17 protein-coding genes are annotated in these 20,018 nt (G+C 50.3%); 3 read left to right on the top strand and 14 right to left on the bottom strand.

Translation table 11 applies throughout. The annotated features are described in order from the left end of the window. Positions 1–124: 124 nt before the first annotated feature. From ACLIN2_RS07900 to citZ, 9 genes are all read right to left on the bottom strand, one after another. Positions 125–1,081, bottom strand: coding sequence for a VanW family protein (locus ACLIN2_RS07900; protein ID WP_411503705.1), 957 nt, complete (start codon positions 1,079–1,081; stop codon positions 125–127). A 136-nt stretch (positions 1,082–1,217) separates the two neighbouring features. Continuing rightward, positions 1,218–2,303, bottom strand: coding sequence for a PRK06851 family protein (locus ACLIN2_RS07895; RefSeq protein WP_411503704.1), 1,086 nt, complete (start codon positions 2,301–2,303; stop codon positions 1,218–1,220). A 204-nt stretch (positions 2,304–2,507) separates the two neighbouring features. Beyond that, complete coding sequence (phoU, locus tag ACLIN2_RS07890) at positions 2,508–3,164, bottom strand: phosphate signaling complex protein PhoU (RefSeq protein WP_092266102.1); 657 nt, start codon at positions 3,162–3,164, stop codon at positions 2,508–2,510. Positions 3,165–3,289: 125 nt separating this feature from the next. Beyond that, positions 3,290–5,053 carry a two-component system histidine kinase PnpS gene (gene pnpS / locus ACLIN2_RS07885; protein ID WP_411503703.1) on the bottom strand — a complete coding sequence of 588 codons (1,764 nt, stop codon included), beginning with the start codon at positions 5,051–5,053 and terminating at the stop codon, positions 3,290–3,292. 15 nt (positions 5,054–5,068) lie between these two features. Next, positions 5,069–5,764, bottom strand: a complete 696-nt coding sequence (locus ACLIN2_RS07880) for a response regulator transcription factor (protein ID WP_092266104.1) — start codon at positions 5,762–5,764, stop codon at positions 5,069–5,071. Between the two features lie 151 nt (positions 5,765–5,915). Continuing rightward, a complete protein-coding gene (locus ACLIN2_RS07875) occupies positions 5,916–6,686 on the bottom strand; it encodes an enoyl-CoA hydratase/isomerase family protein (protein WP_122959717.1) in 771 nt (256 codons plus the stop codon). Between the two features lie 121 nt (positions 6,687–6,807). Continuing rightward, positions 6,808–7,746: a malate dehydrogenase gene (mdh, locus tag ACLIN2_RS07870; RefSeq protein ID WP_411503702.1), complete on the bottom strand. Its 939-nt coding sequence runs from the start codon at positions 7,744–7,746 to the stop codon at positions 6,808–6,810. A 54-nt stretch (positions 7,747–7,800) separates the two neighbouring features. Then, the gene (gene icd / locus ACLIN2_RS07865) at positions 7,801–9,084 is read right to left on the bottom strand and encodes an NADP-dependent isocitrate dehydrogenase (RefSeq protein WP_400584361.1); all 1,284 of its coding nucleotides are present in this window, start codon (positions 9,082–9,084) and stop codon (positions 7,801–7,803) included. A 183-nt stretch (positions 9,085–9,267) separates the two neighbouring features. Beyond that, positions 9,268–10,380, bottom strand: coding sequence for a citrate synthase (citZ, locus tag ACLIN2_RS07860; RefSeq protein WP_092266108.1), 1,113 nt, complete (start codon positions 10,378–10,380; stop codon positions 9,268–9,270). A 366-nt stretch (positions 10,381–10,746) separates the two neighbouring features. On the opposite strand from citZ, the gene ytvI reads away from it, so the two are divergent. Beyond that, entirely contained in the window at positions 10,747–11,877 is a 1,131-nt protein-coding gene (ytvI, locus tag ACLIN2_RS07855; protein ID WP_411503701.1) for a sporulation integral membrane protein YtvI, read from the top strand. A 58-nt stretch (positions 11,878–11,935) separates the two neighbouring features. Here ytvI and ACLIN2_RS07850 read toward each other — a convergent pair whose 3' ends face one another. After that, on the bottom strand, positions 11,936–12,331 hold the full coding sequence (locus ACLIN2_RS07850) for an FxsA family protein (protein WP_310228924.1): 396 nt from the start codon (positions 12,329–12,331) through the stop codon (positions 11,936–11,938). Positions 12,332–12,386: 55 nt separating this feature from the next. Then, positions 12,387–12,824 carry an acyl-CoA thioesterase gene (locus ACLIN2_RS07845; RefSeq protein WP_122959830.1) on the bottom strand — a complete coding sequence of 146 codons (438 nt, stop codon included), beginning with the start codon at positions 12,822–12,824 and terminating at the stop codon, positions 12,387–12,389. Between the two features lie 140 nt (positions 12,825–12,964). On the opposite strand from ACLIN2_RS07845, the gene ACLIN2_RS07840 reads away from it, so the two are divergent. After that, positions 12,965–13,198: a hypothetical protein gene (locus tag ACLIN2_RS07840; protein WP_327930318.1), complete on the top strand. Its 234-nt coding sequence runs from the start codon at positions 12,965–12,967 to the stop codon at positions 13,196–13,198. A gap of 15 nt (positions 13,199–13,213) precedes the next feature. Beyond that, the gene (locus ACLIN2_RS07835) at positions 13,214–14,302 is read left to right on the top strand and encodes a GerAB/ArcD/ProY family transporter (RefSeq protein WP_411504522.1); all 1,089 of its coding nucleotides are present in this window, start codon (positions 13,214–13,216) and stop codon (positions 14,300–14,302) included. 38 nt (positions 14,303–14,340) lie between these two features. On the opposite strand, the gene nrdJ is transcribed toward ACLIN2_RS07835, so the two are convergent. From nrdJ to pfkA, 3 genes are all read right to left on the bottom strand, one after another. Continuing rightward, positions 14,341–16,602, bottom strand: a complete 2,262-nt coding sequence (gene nrdJ / locus ACLIN2_RS07830) for a ribonucleoside-triphosphate reductase, adenosylcobalamin-dependent (RefSeq protein ID WP_122959719.1) — start codon at positions 16,600–16,602, stop codon at positions 14,341–14,343. Between the two features lie 466 nt (positions 16,603–17,068). Then, positions 17,069–18,823, bottom strand: a complete 1,755-nt coding sequence (gene pyk, locus ACLIN2_RS07825; RefSeq protein ID WP_411503700.1) for a pyruvate kinase — start codon at positions 18,821–18,823, stop codon at positions 17,069–17,071. A gap of 39 nt (positions 18,824–18,862) precedes the next feature. Next, entirely contained in the window at positions 18,863–19,822 is a 960-nt protein-coding gene (pfkA, locus tag ACLIN2_RS07820) for a 6-phosphofructokinase (RefSeq protein ID WP_411503699.1), read from the bottom strand. Positions 19,823–20,018 lie beyond the last annotated feature (196 nt).

Genomic DNA, 20,018 nt, shown 5'->3' with positions numbered 1-20,018 from the left:
ACTAAGTAATAAAATCTCAATAAAATCTCACTTCGCTCTTCCGCCAGAAGTTGCGTCCTTGCAGCATTGGAACCGCTTTACCCTTTTGGAGGGGAAAGTGCAAAGAAAACGCAAAAACAGCACCTTACTCAGGTGCTGTCGGTTCATTCGTGATGGGTGGAGTCTGCAGCGGTGGTGCTGCCGGTCCTTCCTCCGGAGTCTTGCGGCTTACACTCGGTACGTGACGCGGCTCGTACTCGATCTCTGGAAAGGAATGCACCGAGACATACATACTCCCGCCATACGCCTTCGCCCGGATTAAGACGGGATAGGCGTATTTGTTTTGAAAGACGAAATCAGGGCCATACCAGCTAACAGTAGCATCCCGTCCTGGCCGCACATAAGCGACGTGCCTGCTATGTGAATAGCGCTGGACAATTTGCAAACCAGCCTTGTCCACCGCATTAAAAAGCGTGGAGGAAACCTGGCAGATGCCTCCACCGATTCCTTCCGACAGCTCTCCTCTGACGATGACAGGGGCTTGGAGATAGCCTTTTGCTTTCGTACGCTTGCCGACCACCTTGTTAAAGGAAAAGATCTCACCAGGCAAGACCACCGTGTTGTTGATCGCCTGTGAGGCTAGCGCGATATTATGTGAACGGTTTCGGTTGCCCGAATTAAAGTAGGTCGTATACTGTCCAATCACTTTTTTGCGCACCTGTGCCATCAAGGCTTGATCTACCTTGGGGTAAATCTCCTGGTAGGTAGCCTTCAGCGTTCCTGAGCCTGTTCCGTAATAATATTCATAGAATTGCTGTAGAAAGTCCGTCTCATTCAGCTTTCGTCCCTTTTTGTCCGGAACGACAGCGCCACTTTCGTTGATCGTCGCATTGATTGGCTCGACGTGCACTTTCTTTCCCAACCGTTCCATCGTCATCCTCAGATGGTTTTCATCAACGGTAGGCACGCCCTCCCATGGCACGGTGTAGTCGGATCTATCCAGCATCGCGACCGTCTCCCCTTCCATCTCTACTTGCAAAAAAGGAATGGGATCGAGGGGATTGACCAGCATCAGCAAAGCCAGAGTCCAAGCATAACCCATCCGGCTGCTCACCTCCTATGTGTAGTATGAGCAGCCTTTCGGGTTTCATGCGATTATTTGGTTGGGGGGCTCACTGCTCGCCAAAAACCGGCTCACTGCTCACCAAAAACCGGCTCACTGCTCACCAAAAGGCGGCTCACATCCTCGCCAGTCGGCTCATGATGGCCTGGGCTACTGCTTTTAGCCGCTGCTGATCGGTCGCTTCGATGTAGATGGCATTCAATTGATCACGCAGCTCCTTCGCCACTGCGAGTGCAGCTGTCCCTTCTTTCATTTTTTGCGTGTACCGGGCTTTGATGTCGAACAGTTCATCTGCGTACTTCTCGTCTGTTCCGGGGGTAATCGCTCGTTCGTACATGTCTACAACTTCATCGGATGGCTTGCTCGGGAAGTATTCATGTGGTGCTGTACTGTCGAAGAGCGCCACGCTCTTTTCCGGCAAAATCACCATGTCCAAGCTGTGCGGATCCAGACCACAGTGGTAAACTTCTACGTCCAGGCCTTGCTTCTGCGCTTCAGCGACCAGCTTTTTCAGCATGGTTGATTTTCCTGATCCAGGGCGTCCTTTAATGAAGTATCGTTTGTCCAGATGATCCGTCAGCTTCATGATGTGGTCGACTGGCCCCTGAGGCGTGGCTGCACCCAGATACATTCGTCTGACATGGGCGGTCTTGTTCAGAGGCTCTCCGGCAAAAAGCAAGCCCTTCAGCTCTTCCGTAACCTGATCGGCTTTTTCGCGATCCAGGTTTTCAATGTAGGGAGCCTCCCATTCGTCGTGGATTCGCAGCGCCTCCCCATAGGCCGCATACGCCTCCTGGCTTTTTTTGTCGATGCCTTCGAACCACCCTGCGATTTGAACCGCGTAGGGAGTCAGCAGGTCCACGTTCAATGCGGTCTGCAGATTTACATGAATCTCAATGACTCCCGGTGCCTGCGGCCGATATAGCCTCGGATAGCTGCTATCCATGATCGCAACCTTCCAGTCGTGTAAGATGACACCATCGTATTTTCCATTTTCAAAAGGGGAATGAATCCACTCCACCTGCTCTATTTTTCTGCCCATCTCTTTGCCGATGCTCTCGATGATAGGAGACGTAATGCCCTCTACGACACCAGACAGGTAGTAAATTCGTCCGATGCCCTCCAATACCGAATCGTAAAACGTCCGGTACCCTCGCGCTGTGTTTCCTGCAGCATAAATATGTCGCTCTCTCTTTGTCAAAGCCATTCCCTCCTGTACTTCCTGATGCAAGTGAAATCCCTGTATTGTATGCATCAAGACACAATTAGGCATCTGCCTCCTTCCGTCAACGTTAGAAAACTTGGCTCAGGCACGCCTTTTGGAGGAGCCTTCGCTGCACAAACAAAAAAGCCGATGCAAGCGATGCTCGCAACGACTTATTCCATCCATGACTATCGTTTTTATTTATTTGTTCAAATCCGTCATTTTGCCGGTGGACATGTAAATAATCCACTCGCATATATTCGTCACGTGATCGGCAATCCGCTCCAAATATTGGGCAACCAGAAGCAGATGTGTCCCTTGGGAGATCGCCGTACCGTTTTTGGTCATGACTTCCATCAGGTCGCGGAAGATCGTTGAAAACAACTTGTCGACGATATCATCGCGTGCTGCGATTTCTTCTGCCGCGTCTTTGTTGCGTGCGATATACGCATTCAAGCAATCACGTACCATCGCTTTGACGTGATCCGCCATCAATGGAATATCGATGAGCGGCTTGACGTACGGCTCTGCCATGAGTCGTCGTGTCGTCTTGGAGATCGAAACTGCGTGATCGCCCATCCGCTCCAGATCCGTCACCAGCTTGAGCATCGTCCCCAAGCGGCGCAAATCGCTCCCCACCGGCTGCTGCAGAGCAATCAGCCGAAAGCATTCGCTTTGGATTTCCTGCTCCAGCTCGTTGATCACATGGTCGTTGCCAATGACCTGTTCAGCCAATTGCACATCCCGCTCGACCAGGCTTTTGATCGATTTATGAATCGCTTCTTCTACCAGCGTTCCCATCGTCATCAGCTTGCGGTGCAGGACGTCTTGCTGTTCTTCAAAAGCATGTCGTGACATATCCTCGTCCCCCTTTATTTGCTCTATCGCGCATCCATTTCGCATGTGTTTTTATCTGTCACGACAAATAGTACAAGGGGATTGTATAGAGTCGGTGAAGGCAATATGATCTTTGTGTAAAGGTTTTACAAGAACGGCAGCGTGACCGTAAATGTCGTTCCCTGCCCTTCCCTGCTTTGCACACTGATCTGCCCATGCAAATTCTCTACGAGATGTTTGACGATCGCAAGACCCAGCCCTGTTCCTCCAGAGTCGCGGCTGCGCGCTTTGTCTACCCGATAAAACCGTTCAAAAATACGTGGAATGTCCTTTTCTGGAATCCCAATGCCCGTATCGGATACTTGGATCAAGACTCGCTGTGCATTTTGTTCCGTATGGATGGTGATGGCCCCTCCCTCGGGGGTGTAGGCGACCGCATTTGAAAGCAGGTTGAGTACGATCTGCTGCAGACAATCCCGATCAGTCATGAGCAAAATCTCAGGCGTCTGATTCGGCAATGCGATCGACAGCTGCTTACGCTGTGCCTGATCATTCATGATCGCTACAGCTGACGTGATGAGTTCCTGCAGATGAACCTGATTCATTTGCAGTGGCAAACGTTTTTGCTCAATCTTGGACAAGTCCAAAATATCCCGGATCATCCGATAGAGCCGTTCACTTTCATCAGAAATGATCTGCAGGAAGTTGCGGCAGGTCTCTTCATCCTGCATCGCTCCCTCAAGGAGAGTCTCCGTAAAGCCTTTGATGGAAGTAATCGGAGTACGCAGCTCATGGGAAACGTTGGCGACGAAATCACTGCGCATTTTCTCCAGCCGGCGAATTTCTGTAATGTCATGGAGCACCACGACTACTCCTCGCGCTTCCCCTTTGAAGTTGATGTAGGGGGCGAAGTTGACATCCAGCACACGCTCCTGCGGGTAGTAAATGTGTACTTCTTCCCGGAACTTTTCGCTGTTGTCCAGACAGCGGTCGATATATTTGCTAAGCCCAAAGCTTTTACCTGCCTCGATGTGCAGCTTTCCTACGATTTCGTGACCCGCCGTCCCGAGCAGCTTCTCTACGGCCGGATTGACCAGCATGATCCGCCGCTGTTCGGAAATAAAAATAACCCCGCTCGTCATGTTCGTCAGTACGCCAGATAGACGCTGCTGATTTTCCGAGATTTCGTACATCTGCTGTTCCAGGCTGGAGGCCATGAAATTGATGGCACCGGCTAGCTGACCAATCTCATCCTTTGCCTTGATTCTGACGCGGCTCTCGTATTGTCGCTGCGTAATATTGCGGGCTACTCGGGTAATTTCCTCAATCGGTCGAATAATAGAAAAAGAAATGCGAGAAACGACAATCGATCCCACCACAAGTGTAACCAAAAGTCCTGTAAGCAAGCTGTACCACATGTTGTGGATGGTATCCGTAATATCCTTCATAGACATGGCGGAGCGAACGGCACCCACGATCTGCCTGTCTTGTATGATCGGAACAGCTACATACATCATGTCGTGACCGAGTGTTTCGCTGTAACGACGCGAAATGCCCGTCTCACCCTTTAAGGCGGCAAGAAACTCTGGCCTGTCATGATGATTTTCCATCTCCGGGGCATAGGTGGAATTGTCGTAAAGCACATTTCCCTTGGTGTCGATCAGGGTGAGTCTCACTTCATCCGTTGGGGCAACTTGTAGAATACGCTGCTCCAGTGTCTTCCTATCAGAGAAAACATCGGGAAATTGAACTGCCTGGGCGATCAGCTTCGATTCCCGTGACAGAAGCTCATTTAGAGACTGCAGGTAGGAGTTCTCCAGGACCTTTGCGAAGTACATCCCCATTAGCAGCAGAACCAGTGAGATCAAGCCGAGAATGGTCAAGGTTAGTTTGATGCGAAAACGAGTCAAAAGTATTGCCTCCCGTTACCCTTCCAATTTATAGCCAAGCCCCCGAACCGTTTTGATGTAGCGTGGATTCTTCGTGTCATCCTCCAGCTTTTCACGCAAATGGCTGACGTGCACGTCTACAATACGGGAGTCGCCGATAAAGTCGTAGTTCCAGACAGCATTGAGCAGCTGATCCCGGGTCAATACACGTCCGTGGTGGCTGGCCAAATAATGAAGAAGCTCAAATTCCTTTGGCGTCAGTTCGACTTTGGCGTCTTTGCGAAACACTTCGTATTTTTCCGGATAGATGCGAATATCCCCGAACTGCAGGACGATATCCTCCTGGGTAACGGATACTTCGGGAGTCGCCTGAATCCGACGGAGAATCGCCTTCACCCGTGCAACGACCTCACGCGGACTGAACGGCTTTGTCAGGTAGTCATCTGCCCCCAGCTCGAGTCCCAAAATTTTGTCCAGCTCATCATCTTTCGCTGTCAGCATCAGGATCGGGGTGTTTACCCGATCTTGGCGCAAGGTTTTACACACGTCCATGCCATCCATTTTGGGCAGCATCAAATCAAGAATAATGAAGTCAGGCTGTTCGCTTTTCACCATGTCCAATGCCTGTTTTCCGTCAAAAGCGGTTACCACCTGAAATCCGGACTTCTCCAAGTTGAATTGCAACAGCTTCACGATGGAAGCTTCGTCATCCACTACTAATACTTTAATCATGTAAAATTCCCCCTAGAGTGTTACCTTGTTGCTGGCATAGAACTGGATCGTATGGAATCGCTTTTCTTCTCTCTACCTTCTCAGTCTGCCAAATCGGAGTTACGAAAGACAAGTTATTTTTTTGTAAAGACACCTTAACAATCCATTTACGTCATGTCGAAAAGCGGGGCTTTCGCTTTTCGGCAAATGCAAGACAGCCCTCAGGAAAATCGACGGGATCCACAAAGCTCCATGGCCCCTCCTGCTTCCACTGGCTCAGCTGAGCGGCTTTCTTGACCGCTCGCAGGACGGCACCGGACTGCTCCATGATCGTACCCGCCAGGCTTAATGCTGCTTTGTCCAAGTCCTCAGAAGGGAGCAGCTGATTCAGCAGGCCGATTCGCAATGCTTCCTGTGCTTCTATTACCTTTCCTGTGTAGATCAGTTCAGTAGCGCGACTGGGTCCAATCAGTCTGATGATTCTCTGCAGAAAGGATGGGCCGATGGTGATGCCCAGCTTGCCTACCGGTATCCCCATTCTCGCATTCGCCGTCCCTACGCGCATGTCACAAGCCAATGAAAGGATAAAGCCTGCCCCCATCGCTGGGCCATCCACCACTGCCACGACTGGCATGGGCACATTTTCAAAAACACGGATGGCTTCTTCCATCTGTTGAAAAGCATGCTCTGCCTCTTCAATCGACATTTCACAAAACTCTTTGATATCTGCCCCCGCCGTAAATTGGCCCGGTGTGCCGCGCAGCAGGATCACTTTTGCTTTTGACGATTGGCCCGCCAGTCGCCCCAAACGAGCCAGCTCTCCCCACATATTTGCGGTCAGCGCATTGCGAGCAGCTGGTCGATTGATGGTGATGATGGCTATCTTTGACGTCTCCTGCAGGGTTATTTTCCCATCGGGTACGCGTTTGATGTGGACTCTCATGACAGGCAATCCCCTCTCCCTGTTGTTCAGATTTTCACGTCATTGTAGTCTATTATTCCTCCGGGCATTTAAAAAGACGCCTTCCAGATGAAAGGCGCCTTTTGTATAGCGTTTGTGATCTTTATTTCAAAACAGCCAGTACGTTGCGTACGGAGTCAGCAGACTTGTCGAGAGCTACTTTCTCCTCAGCAGTGAGTTCCAGCTCAAAGATTTTCTCGATACCGTTTGCACCGAGCAGAGTCGGTACGCCCAGGTATAGATCTTGGTAGCCGTATTCGCCTTGCAGCAGAGCGATGGAAGGCAGAATGCGCTTCTTGTCCTTCAAGATTGCTTCCGCCATTTGAACCAGAGAAGCGGCTGGAGCGTAGTAAGCCGAACCGTTACCCAGCAGGTTGACGATTTCGCCCCCGCCAGTGCGTGTACGCTGTACGATCGCATCCAGACGATCTTTAGGAATCAAGGTTTCCAGTGGAATACCACCCGCGTAGGAGTAGCGTACCAGCGGAACCATGTCGTCGCCGTGACCACCCAATACAAAGCCCGTCACGTCTTCTACGGATACGTTCAGTTCCATAGCCACAAAGGTACGGAAACGAGCGGTATCGAGTACACCGGATTGACCAATGACGCGCTCTTTCGGGAAGCCGGACGTGGTGTAGAATGTGTAGGTCATCGCGTCGACCGGATTGGATAGAACGATAACAATGGAGGCAGGAGCATGCGTTTTTACCTGCTCCGCTACGGATTTCATGATGCCAGCGTTTGTGTTTACGAGATCATCGCGGGACATACCAGGCTTGCGTGCGATCCCTGCTGTGATGATAACCAGGTCAGCATCCTTGATGCCTGCATAGTCAGCCGTACCTGTAATGGTTGCATCAAAGCCGAGTACCGGAGCAGATTCCATCATGTCCAGTGCTTTACCCTTTGTCGGGTTTTCCAACTGAGGAATGTCAACCAGAACGACGTCACCCAGTTCTTTTTGAGCCAGGATGAATGCTGTAGTTGCACCTGTAAAGCCGCTACCAATCACCGCAATTTTTTTGCGTTGGAAAGCCATGAATAATCCCCTCCAAATGTGTGGTTTCTTATCCAATCAAGTACAACTTCTATCTTACATGTTTTTGATCAAAGCGTCAGCAAACTCGGAGCATTTCAGCTCGGTTGCGCCATCCATCAGACGTGCGAAATCATACGTTACTGTTTTCGCAGAGATGGTTTTTTCCATGGAGTTGATCAAGAGGTCAGCTGCTTCGTTCCAACCCAGGTGACGGAGCATCATTTCACCGGACAGGATCACGGAGGATGGGTTTACTTTGTCCAATCCAGCGTATTTAGGAGCTGTACCATGCGTTGCTTCGAAGATCGCATGTCCAGTCAGGTAGTTGATGTTGGCACCTGGAGCGATACCGATACCGCCTACTTGAGCAGCCAGAGCGTCAGATACGTAGTCACCGTTCAGGTTCAGGGTAGCTACTACATCGTACTCAGCTGGACGAGTCAGGATTTGTTGCAGGAACGCGTCAGCAATCACGTCTTTTACGATGATTTTGCCAGCTGCTTCTGCTTCTTTTTGTGCTTTGTCAGCGTCGCCGCCTTCAGCTTTGATGCGATCGTATTGTGCCCAAGTGAACACTTTGTCGCCGTATTCTGCTTCAGCCACTGCATAACCCCAGCTTTTGAACGCGCCTTCGGTAAACTTCATGATGTTACCTTTGTGTACCAGGGTAACGGATTTGCGTTTGTTATCGATTGCGTAGTTGATCGCTGCACGAACCAGACGCTCTGTACCGTCTTTGGAAACAGGCTTGATACCGATACCAGAAGTTTCTGGGAAGCGGATTTTCTTCACGCCCATTTCTTTTTGCAGGAACTCGATCACTTTTTTCACTTCTGGAGTACCTTCAGCCCACTCTACGCCAGCGTAGATGTCTTCGGTATTCTCACGGAAGATGACCATGTCAGTCAGTTCTGGGTGTTTTACAGGAGATGGAACGCCATCGAAGTATTGAACAGGACGTACGCATGCATACAGATCCAGCTCTTGACGCAGCGCTACGTTGATGGAGCGGATACCGCCGCCAACTGGAGTCGTCAAAGGACCTTTGATTGCGATCAGGTATTCACGAACAGCAGTGAGGGTATCTTCTGGCAACCACTCGTTGAATTGGTTGAAGGATTTTTCACCAGCGAATACTTCGAACCAAGCGATTTTCTTTTCGCCTTTGTATGCTTTTTCTACAGCTGCATCCAGAACGCGTACAGAAGCATTCCAGATGTCAGGACCAGTACCGTCGCCCTCGATGAAAGGAATGATTGGATTGTTAGGTACTACCAGTTTGCCGTTATCAACAGTGATTTTTTCACCAGCAGTTGGTTGCGTCAGGTTTTTAAACACAGGAACCCCTCCAGAGTTGAAATAGTTGTAATAGGATTATTTCCAGACGTAGGGAGAACTACCACGGTTGGTGGTAGTTCTCCAGCAGGAACGGGACAGATCACCCGTTCCTGAAACAGGAAAGATCACCTGTTCCTACACGCTCGGAAAAGCAATGAGTGTAAGCTGCGCTAAATGATTGGTTTAGCGGCGGTCGATCGGCACATAGTGCTGATTCACAGGACCCGTATAATCCGCGCGTGGGCGAATCAAACGGTTGTTTTCATACTGCTCCATGATGTGTGCAGTCCAACCGGACATACGGCTGATTGCAAAGATCGGTGTGAACAGATCGATTTCCAGACCCAGTGAAATGTAAACAGATGCGGAGTAGAAATCCACGTTTGGCTTCAGGCCTTTTTCGCCGGTAACCATATCGTCGATTTTTACAGACATCTCATACAGCTCAGGACGTCCGATTTGGGTAGTCAGTGCTTTGGACATTTGTTTCAGCCATTTCGCACGTGGGTCACCGTCTTTGTATACACGGTGTCCGAAGCCCATGATTTTTTCTTTGTTGTCCAGTTTGCTGCGTACATAGCCTTCTACTTTGTCCATGCTGCCGATTTCTGTCAGCATTTTTGCTACTGCTTCATTCGCACCACCGTGCAGAGGGCCTTTCAGTGTGCCGATTGCAGACACGATGCCGGAGTAGATATCCGTCAGAGTGGCAACGGTTACACGCGCTGCAAAAGTGGACGCGTTCAGCTCATGGTCAGCATGCAGGATCAAAGCTACATCCAGAGCTTTTACAGCTGTTTCAGTAGGCTCTTCCCCTTTGAGCATGTACAGGAAGTTTTGCGCGATGGTGTACTCAACTTTTGGAGCAACTGGCTCAAGGCCATTGCGCAGGCGTGCATAGGCTGCGATCAGGGTAGGAGTTTGAGCCATCAGGCGAATTGCTTTTCTGTAGTTGGCTTCAGTAGACATGTCCTGCGCTTCTGTATCGTAGAGCGCTAGCGAAGAGACAGCTGTGCGCAAAGCAGCCATTGGGTGAATGCCTTGTGGGTAGTTGCGGATGCTTTCGATCACTTCCGCAGGTACTGCGGCAGACTCGCCCAATTGCTTTTTCAAAGTTTCCAGCTGATCACGCTTCGGTAACGCTCCATGCCAGAGTAAGTATACAACCTCTTCAAAAGTTGCATGTTCTGCTAGCTCATCGATGTTGATCCCGCCGTAGCAGAGAACTCCATCTACGATCGAACAGATTGATGATTCGGCTGCAACGATGCCTTCCAGTCCACGGGTTGCTGTCATAGAACTCCCTCTCCTTTTCCACTTAAGTAATAATGCCTGACCAGTCGTCGCTTGTCCCGCTGACTGGAACACGCAGTGACGTAAAGCTATATAAATTTTGCAGGCAGCGGTTTCTTTCATCCACCACTCTTGTATAGAATGTCATCCACGCAGTCAGAAGTTGGTGCATGGAGAGAGAAAAGAATCCACTCAAGTCGACCCAATTATAAAAGATTATTGCAGTTTTGTGAATAAGGTTGGCGAAAAAATGTTTCAAAGGGTGAAACCCGGTTTTGTTTTTTTCGTTAACTTGCTCGACCTATCCGCATATTGCATAATAGTTACATAAGTATTCGCCCTCATGAATGGGACAGAAAGGAGAACACTTTGAATCAGCAAAACTGGGTGGAGAGATTGTTCCAAATCATTCGGTTTTTATGGGTTTGCGTGCTTGTCTATCTGGGAATCTGGGTCTTCCAGTTTGCAACACCCTTACTTTACCCATTTCTAATTGCTTTAGTCATTGCGCTCCTGATCAACCGGCCCGTTACGTTCATGACGAGGAAGTTCAAAATCCCTCGTTGGTTGTCCGTGACGATCTCACTTCTGCTCCTTATGCTTCTGGCCGTAGGTGTGGTTACTCTAGTCGTGACAGAGACAGTCGTAGAAATTGGCGAGCTTGCGAAACGTCTACCTGGTTTTGCGGCTGAACTCTCTGATTATCTGCAGCGGACGATTTCCCAGGAGTTTCTCATGGGGCTATACAATCAAATCCAATGGATCTACACGCAGCTTGATCCTGACTTCAAGTTAAAAGTGGATGCTACGATCGGCAGCGGGATCTCGACCATCACACACACCGGGCAAGATCTGATTGTTACGTTCTTGAATGGTCTTAAAAATTTCCTCGTTTCCTTGCCGAACATGGCAACCGTATCCGTCATTTCCCTGATGGGTGCCTTCTTTATCTCCAAAGACTTTCACTTGTGGGAAGCACGCTTTCGCCGCATTTTGCCGAAAGGCTTCAATAGCCGGATCGACCAAATCTTTCGAGATCTACGCAATGCCTTGGTCGGCTTTTTGAAGGCACAGCTGACACTCATCTCCCTGACAGCCGCCATCGTCATCATCGGGCTTTTAATCATGCGTGTGGAATACGCCATCACGATCGGGCTGATTACCGGGCTTGTGGATTTGCTGCCTTATCTGGGTACCGGGACGGTTTTCGTTCCATGGATTATTTACCTGTTCTTCAAAGGCAACTACACACTCGTGATCGGGCTGTCGATCCTGTACGCCGTCGTCCTGATCTTCCGCCAAATCATCGAGCCGAAAGTCGTTGCTGAAAACGTGGGTCTCGACCCGCTGCTGACGCTGGTTGCCCTGTTTGTCGGCCTGCAGCTCTTCGGATTTTTGGGACTTATTATCGGACCCGTCGCGCTTGTGATGATCAACGCCTTGGTCAAAGCGAATGTCTTTTCGGACGTATGGGGGTACATCAAGGGCAAACATACATAAGCAACGAAAAACCGCTCCGGGCATTACGCCTGCGAGCGGTTTTTCTAACTGCCTATCTTTATCTGCGAAACAAAAGCTGGATTTTCCCAGTGGAAATCATGGACCACAGCCATTTTTTCAAGAAGTGCCGGATAATCAGACGCGTGTACGGGAGCAGCAGAATCAGCCCCACAACGTCCGAGAAGAACCCTGGCGACATGAGCAGGATACCGCCTGCCAGCACAAGAGCGCCATCCAGGAGCGTCTCTGTGGGCATCTGCCCCCGCGAGAGCTCAAACTGGAGAGTTCGAATGACCGCAATCCCCTGCTGCTTGGCGAGCCATGCCCCGACGACGCCAGTCAGGATCACCAGAGCGACGGTGTTCCAGCCGCCAATAATACTCCCTATGGAAATCAGCCCCCACAGTTCGATTGCCGGAATTACAATGAACAGAACCACAAGAATACGGAACATGATGCTCGCCACCCCTTTCTGCTGAATAGCCTGGACAGTCTGGACAGCGCGCAGCCTACCCGACAGTCACACCAGCATGCTGCTTCGCCAGCCACTCGTATAAGTCTGGCTCCGTACGCGATAAACGAATCGGCTTAAACTCGGCGTTCGTAAAGACATGCATGGTCCTGCCTGTCACCAGTACTTCCGAATCATCCACCCTCACGATCTCATAGGAAAAAGTAAGGCGAACCGGACTGATCTCAGACACATGTGTGCGTACTTCGACCTCATCGTCATACTTTGCCGGTCTTTTATAAGAAATGTCAGCGTCGGTCAATGGCAAAAGGATGCCTTGCTCCTCCAGCTGGCGGTAGGTTAAGTCCGCATGACGAATGAATTCGGTACGTCCGACCTCAAACCAGTTTAAATAATTCGTATGGTAAACCACACCCATTCGATCCGTTTCGCCGTAGCGGACACGCAAGCGATGGGAATGAACGACGGGATTCACTTTCAATCGCCCCTTTCTCTTTCTCCTTATTGTACCATAGACAAGCGGTTCTTTTGACTCACTACGTATGTCCATTTTGCCGTTTCGTCCATACTGGTACGTATGACTGCTATTTTTCCAAAAGAAGGCGGGGTGGGCTCATGTGGGGGGTTTTTGGGATTTTACTGGCCGGCATCTTCCTTGCCTGTCTGGAAGTGCCCTCCCTTCGGCGTCCAGGCTACCGCAAAGATTTGATCGTCTTTTCCATCCTGCTTATTTTCGGTATCAGCCTCGCCTGTGCCAAAGTGCTCAATGCCCCCATCCCGAATCCGGGGGACTGGATAGCCGCCCTCTTTCGCCCACTAAGCGATGCGTTTTCCCCATTACTACACTAGGAGGAAGTCCGTAAGATCACGGTCCGTCAAATGATGATCATCATCATCATGTTCACGATCGGAACGACGATTCTCGTGGCACCGTCCACGATGGCACAGGCTTCGGGACAGGACGCCTGGATCAGCGCATCCGTCGGTGTCCTGGTCGGTTTGGGCATTGGCTGGCTGTACGCCTCTATCGGAATGCTTTACCCAGGACACAATCTGCTACAAATCCACGAGCTCATTTTGGGAAAATGGATAGGAAAGCTTGTATCGCTTCTGTTCGTCCTGACGATGCTCCTTTTTTGCTCGCAGGTTCTCTATTACATTGGCAACTTTCTTGCCACGCAATTTTTTCCGAGTACCCCTATCCAGTTTCTGATTCTCTTGTTCTTGATTATTCCAGTTGTATCCCTGCGCTTGGGGATTGAACCCTTTGCCCGTGCCGCTGAAATCTTTTTTCCCTGGTTTCTTTTTTTGTTCCTCTTTCTCGTGCTATTCATCCTGCCCAAGGCGGAAATCACCAACATCCAGCCTGTTTTGGAGGCAAGCCCCAAAGATCTAGTAAAAGGTGTTCTCTGGTTCATCAGTATCACCTATTTGACGGCACCCGCCCTGCTGATGTTTTTCCCGCTGTGCATAAACGACACGTCTACTTTCAGAAGAGGATTCATGCTAAGCAACCTGATCGGTGGTTTTATGCTCGTATTGATCATCATGCTGAGTATTCTGGTTCTTAATCCGAAAATTACCGTTCTGTACAACTACCCTAGCTTTATTCTCGGGCGTCAAATCAATATCGGTGACTTTTTTCAGCGAATGGAAGCTATCGTTGCCATTATCTGGTTTCTTACGATCTTTGTGAAGCTGACGATGTACTGCTTCTCTGCCATCACGGGTTTGGCTCAGCTGCTCAAGCTGCGATCCTACCGCTCGATCATCGTGCCCACAAGCGTGTTGATCGCCACAGGGGCGCTGATTGTGTATCCCAACAACGCTTACATGCAGAAGTGGGATACGGACACCTGGATCCCTTACAGCTTGCTGCTAGGCATCCTCTACCCTCTTCTGCTGTACGTCATCGGAAGCATACGAAAAAAACAGGGAAGGACGAAAATCTAGTCCTTCCCTGTTTCTCTTTTTCCTCTATAGCTAGCGGATTAACGAATGGGGCAAGCGCCACCCTCGCAAGATTCAGCAGTCGACAGGTCGGCATCTCCACCGGTTTCGAATTGCTGCAAAATCGCAGGGTCAAACGGCTTCATCGTTTGCTTCAAAGCCTCGTATTCAGCCTGTGTGCACTCCTCGTATGGAGCAAGCTGGTAGTTTCCTCCATCCAGCTGCAGGAAGGAAACCCCTACGAAGTTGTCCCAGTTGCCGTAAACGATCTCTTCCACTTCGCTCCACTCTTCTTTGCGAACCGTGATGGTGTTGGAAGAATTGTGCTCGGTGTATTCCTTCTGGAAACGGAAGTAGGTATCGAACTGGCGTTTTGCGCTCACCTCGTTCTTCGTTTCCTTCGCACCGGAAGCAACCGGGAAGTCGATAACCAACGTACGGGCATTTGCCATGCGCTCTTCATACGTATCGCCCGGCGTACCTACCTCTGGGTTCACTGTCCAGCCAAGCGCTTGCACCGCTTTTGCCAGTGGATCTTCCGCATTAATACGGATGCGGCGAATGTAGTAAGGCGAGTGAGACCAGTGCAGACCGCTGGAGACGCCGCCTGCTACCTGTGAAAGCGTACCCTCTGGCTTTACTGTGGTTACGAGCAGTGGCGAGTTCACGCGCAGCTCATATGCATAACGGTTGGCTTCATCACGTGCAGCATCTCCCAAGAGGCGGAGCAGCTCCAGCTCTTGCTCTTCGGTATAGCCCAAGGAAGCCAGGGCGTCTTTTACACCTGTCAGCGAGGTACCGAGCAAGCGGTCACGCTGCTGTACCGTATCCCAGTGCGGCAGCTCCAAAGTCACCAGTGTCATACGCAGACCGGCACGCGCCGATTTTCGTTGAGCCTCCAAAAGGCCGTCCAGATCCAAATATTTGGAGCCATCCGGGCTGGTCTTCACGAACTCAGCCAGATTGACGGTAGTCAGGTTGCAGACACCATAGGAATCCAGCAAAATTTCCGCGCAAGGATTCAGGCCTTCTGCGTTTGGACGGCGGCGATTGGCTTCTTCCAGATTGACGAAGCCAGGCTCACCTTCCAGCTGCATCAGGGTGAATACGAGATGCAAAAACTCGCGAGTCGGTTGCTTGGTAAAGGCGATCGAGTTGTTCGACATACGGCGATGGTCCAGTCCATGACGACCATCCCCAACTTTCTGGATGCTGTCAAACCATACAGGCTTGTGCTCGCCCAGCAGTTCCCCCACCCGGCGATGGTGTGCCAGCTGATCTTCTGTCCAGAAGCCGTTAATCCCGTATTTTGCCATCATGCACTCATAATCGTCATGGTCGAACAAGAAGATCTCCGCTGTACGGCGCACTCCGCCAACCACAACGTTTGCTCCAATCAGATTGCCGATGTCCAGGATGTGGATCGGGCGAATTTTGCCGTAGCCCTTTTCATCGCTGCCGATCGGTGCCAGATGTTGATCGATCTGGTTTTTCAGAACTTTATCGATACCCTCAAACATTTCGCGAAGCGGCTCATGTCCACTCGCGGTCCCGCCAAAGCGCTGCAGACGCTCTCCTTTTGGACGGACGCTGTTGTAGGAGATTTTCACGGTATGAATATGCTCATAGGTCTTGTCAGTCAAGATTTGCAAGTATAGGCGAAGCGATTCTACCCAGCCTTCTTTGCTGTCACCCACATAAATTTTGGCAAAGCCGTTTTCCAGTACGTTCAGCTCAGAGCGCTCCAGGCGTTGGTGCTTCGGCAGAGGCTTGTACTCAGAAGACAAGAGAGACACATTTGTGCGGATCGGCGTCAGTCCCTCTGCCATCTCCTTCGTGCACTTGAAGCCTACTCCAGTGCCTACCAGCAGCAGATAGAACAAGTCTCCGAGGTCATCCCAGGACTTGATGTTCAGGAAGGAGCAGTTGAAGTTGGCTAGTGGATACAGGTCTGCCACGCCATTCTCTGCGCCTCCAACCCACAGTGTACGACCGGAAAGAAACTGGCGAAGGTTGAACATGTTGTCAAACAAGCCTTCCGCTTCTTTTTCCATCAGGCGCGAATCTGGGCGCAAGCCGATTTTGTTCAGATGTTGATAGGCGAGCTTGATATTGTAATCCACCGAGCGACGGCAGGTTTCCTTCCAGGTTTCCCGTCTTCCTTTTTCCGGTATAAAGCGAGAATAAGTACGGTAATAAACAAACTGCCCAAGCGGACTCATATGTTCAGGAAAATCTGGATATTGTTGCAAGAAATCATCCGTCAGAAAACGGGTTCTGGTAATCAGCTCAGTGGCCAGCATATCGGTTCCTCCTCTAAATGGTTCCTCTCTAGTTAACTATCTTTATCTAAAAAACTCAATAGTTTTACCTACATATAGTACGAAATAATTTTCGACAACACTAGATATAGTATTCCTGATAAAAAAACACTTGACACAGATTTCCCAGCGATGACGGGAGTATCTCCCTTTGCAGTCCCTATATGTATCGGTTTTCCTATCTGTGACAAATATGATTCTTTTACCCCAAAAATAGGGAGACCCTTGTCGAACGGTTCAAAATCTGCATCTCGTAAATGCTCCTCTAAGAGGCAACCAAACGATTTTACCAGATTGCCCCCCGCTTTTCATTACCTAAAACCAACCGTTATCTGGTAAATAACAGCAAATCAGGCGCTCGTTTTACTCGCAAAGCGCATGACAAAGAGGGTGACGAATAGTCACCCTCGAATCGGCTATGCAACAAAATGATTCTTAATACCTAAAACTAAAGTACGCGTGCGTGTCCAGAATAAATATGTCCCCGCTCGGAGTCAACGGTCACGACTTGACCTTCCTTCAGGATCTCCGTAGCAAACGGCACCCCAACAATGACCGGAACGCCCACGTTGAGCCCTACGATCGCGGCATGAGAAGTCAAACCGGCCTCTTCCGTAATGACAGCGGCCGCTTTTTTGAAGGCATCAATCATGTCAGAATCCGTTCCGATGGTCACCAGAATGGAGCCTTCCTCCGTTTTTGCCAATGCTTCCTGTGCCGAACGAGCCAGCACGATTTTCCCTGTCACGACTTTGCGCCCAATTCCTTGGCCTTTGGCTACAACATCGCCAATGACATGGATTTTCATCAGATTCGTGGTACCTACTTCACGAACCGGTACACCCGCAGTAATGACCACGAGATCGCCATGGCGTACAAAGCCTGCTTCCAGCGCTTCCTGTACAGACATGTCCAGCATCTCGTCTGTCGTATTCGCCATTTCACCCAGGACAGGATATACCCCGTTGATCAGCGACATACGCCGAATCACGCTTGCATGCGGAGTCACCGCGACAATCGGTGCCTTTGGACGGAATTTGGCTACCATGCGCGCTGTATGACCGCTCTCTGTAGCCGTAATGATCGCAGCAGCATTCAGGTCCAGTGCTGCATTGGAAACGGCCTGGCTGATCGCGTCCGTGATCGTTACTTGCTTCAGCTGTGCTTGTGCGTACAGGATCTCCCGATAGTTGAGCTCCTGCTCAGCGCGCACGGCGATACGATCCATTGTTTCCACCGATTCTACCGGATATTTCCCCGCAGCCGTTTCCCCGGAAAGCATGATGCAATCTGTTCCATCAAAGATCGCATTGGCTACGTCACTCGCTTCCGCACGGGTTGGGCGTGGGTTGCGCTGCATGGAATCGAGCATTTGTGTCGCCGTGATAACCGGCTTTGCGAGCTCGTTACATTTTTTGATCAGCTTCTTCTGTACCAAAGGCACTTCCTCAGCCGGAATTTCTACCCCAAGATCCCCACGCGCAACCATGATTCCGTCTGTGACGACGAGAATTTCATCTACATTGTCTACGCCTTCCTGGTTCTCAATCTTGGCAATGATATCGATTTTGGCGTTGTGGCGTTCCAGAATTGCGCGGATCTCCAGAATGTCAGATGCTTTACGCACAAAGGAAGCCGCGATAAAGTCCACCTGCTGGGCAATCCCAAACTCGATGTCCTGTGCGTCCTTTTCCGTAATTCCTGGCAGATTGATTTTCACACCTGGAACGTTTACGCCCTTCTTGCTTTTCAGCGTGCCGCCGTTCTTGATAAAGCACACGATGTCTGTGCCTTTTACTTCTTTTACGGTCAGCCCGATCAGACCATCATCAATCAGGATCGTATCGCCTGGCTTGACATCCTCTGGCAGCTCTCCATACGTGATGGACACGCGCTCAGCCGTTCCTGCTACCTCTTCCGTTGTGAGAATCATGGTATTTCCTTCTACCAGCTCCACTGCATCGACAGCCAATGTACCCGTACGAATCTCTGGTCCTTTCGTATCGAGCAGGATCGCAATCGGCTTGCCTGTTTCCTCAGCGGCCTTGCGAATATTTACGATCCGTGCTGCGTGTTCTTCATGAGAGCCATGTGAGAAATTGAGCCGAGCTACGTTCATCCCGGCATGGATCAGCTTTTTCAACGTCTCGACCGACTCGCTCGCCGGTCCAATGGTACATACAATTTTCGCTTTTCTCAACATAGGATTCTGCCTCCTCTTTTACCTAAAACCTGTCCTGTGTTAAATGGACAGCGTACGTGCCAGCTGATAAACGGATAAGTCCAGTTGGTGCTTCTTCGCCAATGCTTCATTGAAGTCGACATCGACAATTTGATTGTTTTGGATTCCTACCATACGGTCCCGCTTGCCTTCCAAGAGCAAGTCAACTGCTGCCGCACCCATACGGCTTCCCAGCATGCGATCCATCGCCGTCGGAGAACCGCCGCGTTGGATATGCCCAAGTACAGTTACGCGTGTCTCCCAGCCGGTTGCCTTGGTGATGGCATCCGCGTAGGAGGAAGCACTCCCGACACCTTCTGCTACGATGATGATGGAATGCTTCTTGCCGCGGCGCTGACCAGCATGGAGCCGCTCCAGAATGTCTTCCATATCCTGCGCTTCCTCCGGGATAATAATGGACTCTGCCCCTGCAGCAAGCCCTGCCCACAGAGCCAAATCTCCGGCATCGCGCCCCATTACTTCAATGATATAGGTGCGCTCATGCGAGGTAGCCGTATCGCGGATTTTATCGATCGCTTCCACAATCGTATTCAATGCGGTATCAAACCCGACCGTAAAGTCCGTGCACGGAATGTCATTGTCAATCGTCCCTGGAACGCCAATCGTCGGAAATCCTTTTTCCGTCAGTTTTTGTGCCCCGCGAAACGATCCGTCTCCTCCGATGACAATCAAGCCTTCGATCCCAAACTTGCGCAGCTGCTCTACAGCCCTCTGCTGTCCAGCCTCTGTCTTGAACTCCTCGCTGCGTGCCGAATATAGAATCGTTCCGCCCCGTTGAATAATATCCCCAACGGAACCAAGCGACATCTCTTGAATATCCCCACTCATCAGTCCCTCATATCCATGGTACACGCCGTACATTTGTACCCCTTGATAAGCAGCTCGTCGAACAGCCGCCCGTACAGCAGCGTTCATTCCTGGAGCATCGCCACCGCTGGTCAGAACCGCAAGCTTTTGCATGGAATCCACCTCTCCAATCGTGTCATCTTTAGCATGTCATGAAACGCCAACAGTATGTACCATATAGGGTATGAATCACACTGTATCATTTCACTTTTCATATCTGTTATACTAAGAAAAAGATATGTGTCATACTTTTCAAAAGATCTGATGATTTCTTGATTCGACTACGATTGTAGCAGATTTCCCTTGCAGA

Source organism: Brevibacillus centrosporus, assembly GCF_046622605.1.
In the GTDB taxonomy this organism is placed as follows: domain Bacteria; phylum Bacillota; class Bacilli; order Brevibacillales; family Brevibacillaceae; genus Brevibacillus; species Brevibacillus centrosporus.
This window is presented reverse-complemented; position numbering and strand designations above follow the sequence as displayed.

Excerpts from the sequence above, each read along its gene's own strand:
- ACLIN2_RS07880 (WP_092266104.1), bottom strand. The coding sequence starts at position 5,764 with ATGATTAAAGTATTAGTAGTGGATGACGAAGCTTCCATCGTGAAGCTG.
- pfkA (WP_411503699.1), bottom strand. The coding sequence starts at position 19,822 with ATGCAAAAGCTTGCGGTTCTGACCAGCGGTGGCGATGCTCCAGGAATG.
- citZ (WP_092266108.1), bottom strand. The coding sequence starts at position 10,380 with ATGACAGCAACCCGTGGACTGGAAGGCATCGTTGCAGCCGAATCATCA.
- ACLIN2_RS07900 (WP_411503705.1), bottom strand. The coding sequence starts at position 1,081 with ATGGGTTATGCTTGGACTCTGGCTTTGCTGATGCTGGTCAATCCCCTC.
- ACLIN2_RS07875 (WP_122959717.1), bottom strand. The coding sequence starts at position 6,686 with ATGAGAGTCCACATCAAACGCGTACCCGATGGGAAAATAACCCTGCAG.
- mdh (WP_411503702.1), bottom strand. The coding sequence starts at position 7,746 with ATGGCTTTCCAACGCAAAAAAATTGCGGTGATTGGTAGCGGCTTTACA.
- nrdJ (WP_122959719.1), bottom strand. The coding sequence starts at position 16,602 with ATGCTGGCCACTGAGCTGATTACCAGAACCCGTTTTCTGACGGATGAT.
- ACLIN2_RS07850 (WP_310228924.1), bottom strand. The coding sequence starts at position 12,331 with ATGTTCCGTATTCTTGTGGTTCTGTTCATTGTAATTCCGGCAATCGAA.
- phoU (WP_092266102.1), bottom strand. The coding sequence starts at position 3,164 with ATGTCACGACATGCTTTTGAAGAACAGCAAGACGTCCTGCACCGCAAG.
- pyk (WP_411503700.1), bottom strand. The coding sequence starts at position 18,823 with ATGTTGAGAAAAGCGAAAATTGTATGTACCATTGGACCGGCGAGCGAG.
- ACLIN2_RS07840 (WP_327930318.1), top strand. The coding sequence starts at position 12,965 with ATGTGGGGGGTTTTTGGGATTTTACTGGCCGGCATCTTCCTTGCCTGT.